General features: G+C 69.3%; 1 protein-coding gene and 1 pseudogene. One reads left to right on the forward strand and one right to left on the reverse strand.

Annotated features, from left to right (window positions below):
* Positions 1-988, forward strand: a 988-nt coding sequence (locus WAW85_RS16350) for a DUF3068 domain-containing protein (RefSeq protein ID WP_422560643.1), incomplete at its 5' end; no start/stop codon positions are given.
* On the opposite strand, the pseudogene WAW85_RS16355 reads toward WAW85_RS16350, so the two are convergent.
* Positions 905-1611: pseudogene (locus WAW85_RS16355) on the reverse strand (hypothetical protein); the annotation flags it as partial. The gene WAW85_RS16350 and the pseudogene WAW85_RS16355 sit on opposite strands and share 84 nt — an antisense overlap.

Below are 1611 nucleotides of genomic sequence, written 5' to 3' on the forward strand. Positions count from 1 at the left end.
GAAAAAGGTCCCGCTGGACGTCGATCAGAGCTGGGTGCTCGACGGCGCCGACGGCACGCGCGCCCTCGATCGCTGTTCCCTGTCCGCGCCACGCGCCCGCGTGCTCGAGGCAACCGTGCGCCAGCACCGGCGCGTGCTGGCCGTCCGGCCGGCCGACGCCGAGGTGGTGACCCTGCAGGCCGGGGCGGCACTCGGGATCGATCGCCTCATCGTCGACGGCGCGGCGGTGGATCCCGAAGACATCTGCGACACCCCCGCCACCATTACGGCGACCATCGATCGGGTGACCCTGAACCGCACGACTGCCGCGCCGACCGGCGGCTCGGAGATCCAGTACGACGATCAGAGCGCCGCCGTCATCGTCCCCGACCGTCGCGGCTACACGTATCTTTTGCCGTTCGGCTTCACACCCGACTCGAACGACTACTTCGATCCCATCACCCGCCAATCAGTGCCGCTCACGGTGGCCGGAACCGAATCGATTGGTGGCCGCACGGTGACCCATTTCGTCGCGACGATCCCGGAAACTGATCTGTCGGCGGCCGTGCAGGATCCGCGCGCGGTCCTCACCAAACCGGCCGCCTGGTTCAGGGATTTCCCCGGAATCGCACCGACCGACGAGCTCACCGCAACGCTGCGGCACCGGGCCACCATCGAGCTGTTCGTGGACGAGGCCACCGGGGTGATCGTCAGCGAGCGCGCCGCAGTGACCGAAACCTACCGTTTCACCCCGGAGCTCCGGGCCCGCAGCCGCGAACTGAACGACTACTCGCTGATCAACGTCGACACCACGCTCGATTCGGATCAGCGGACGATCCGCGAGGCCGCCGACTATGCGGCCAGCCGGGCGTGGCCGGTCCTGGTGACCACGCGCGTCGTGCCCATCGCCGCGGGCGTCCTTGGCCTATTCCTGCTCGGCTTCGGGATCTGGTGGCTGCGCCGCCCCGACGAGTCCGCCCCACGTGAACCGACCCCGGGTACCAGTTGACGAGATCCACCATGCGGTGACGCCAACGCTCACCGTGGCGCAGCCGCCAGCGATCACCGCGAGCGATACGACCGAATGCGCCACGGTCAGAATCAGGACCACCTCAATCACCAGTACCACCGAGGCCGGGATACCGCCGCGGGCGTGATCACGGGCGATCGCGGCCAGCAGCAGCAACTGCAGGATGGCCAGCACCGCGCCGGTATACGCGAATAGCCATAGCAGGTTCGCCACCGGCTGGTAGTCGGGCGAGATGATCGACGGCACCAGCGGCCCGGCCGCCCCCGCGGCGAACGTCACGAGGACACCGATGGCCGCGAGCACGGTGACCCCCGAGCGCAGCGCGGCCGCCGACCGCACCGGATCGGCCAGCCGCGGATAGACGACGACGCCGACGGCCTGCGGGAACCAGAACGCCGCCTTGGTCGCCACCGCACCGAGCGCGTACAGGCCGGCGTCATAATCGCTCAGCACGCTGCGCGAGAGCAGCAGGTCCAGTGATACCGCCACGATGATCACCAGTTGCACCCCAGAGGCCCACAGCACCGTCGACGGTGGGGTGGCGGCCGGTGCAGTCGTGCACGAGAGCGCGGCGGACGAGCGCAGAGCCGCCGCACCGACGA

It is taken from the genome of Gordonia sp. (in: high G+C Gram-positive bacteria) (assembly GCF_049299075.1).
In the GTDB taxonomy this organism is placed as follows: Bacteria; Actinomycetota; Actinomycetes; order Mycobacteriales; family Mycobacteriaceae; genus Gordonia.